The organism is Kocuria cellulosilytica, from assembly GCF_040981245.1.
GTDB classification, from domain to species: Bacteria; Actinomycetota; Actinomycetes; order Actinomycetales; family Micrococcaceae; genus Kocuria; species Kocuria cellulosilytica.
In genome coordinates this window covers 1-613 of the sequence record NZ_JAVFWZ010000068.1, presented here as the reverse complement: position 1 = coordinate 613, position 613 = coordinate 1, and the positions used below count along the sequence as shown (strand labels likewise).

Sequence of the window (613 nt, the reverse complement as noted above, 5' to 3'; positions counted from 1 at the left end):
CCTTCGGCTCCTTCATCGGCTTCTCCAGCGTGTTCCCGAAGCTCATCGCGGACACCTTCCCCGAGTTCTCGTCCTTCGGCGTGGGCGCGGCGGCGCTGTCCCTGGCGTTCCTCGGCCCGCTGGTCGGCTCGGTCTCCCGGCCCTACGGCGGCAGGCTCGCGGACCGCTTCGGCGGCGCCCCCATGACGGTGGCCGTGTTCGCGGTCATGGCGCTGCTCGCGCTGGCCGTGGTGGTCACCCTGCCCCTGGCCAGCTTCTGGCTGTTCCTGGGCCTGTTCCTGCTGCTCTTCACCGCGGCCGGCATGGGCAACGGCTCCACGTACCGGATGATCCCCTCGATCTACCGGGTGCTGGGGCTGCGGCAGCAGCAGGACGTGGCCGTCTCCACCGAGCGCAAGGCCTCCGCGGCCCTGGGCCTGATCGGTGCGGTCGGCGCGTACGGCGGTTTTCTGATCCCGCAGGCGCTGAACCTCTCGAACTCCACCACGGGCGCCTACAGCGCCGCCTTCTACGGTTTCGTGGCGTTCTACCTCGTGGCCCTGGGCACGACGTGGTTCTGCTACCTGCGCAAGGGCACCGAGATGGGCGACAGCCACATCTGAGGCCCGCACTC

At 69.8% G+C, this 613-nt stretch carries 1 protein-coding gene; it reads left to right on the top strand.

Translation table 11 applies throughout. From position 1 onward, the window contains the following. Positions 1-602 (top strand): MFS transporter (locus RCG67_RS17025; RefSeq protein ID WP_497801012.1); only part of this gene is annotated, 602 nt, incomplete at its 5' end. Positions 603-613 lie beyond the last annotated feature (11 nt).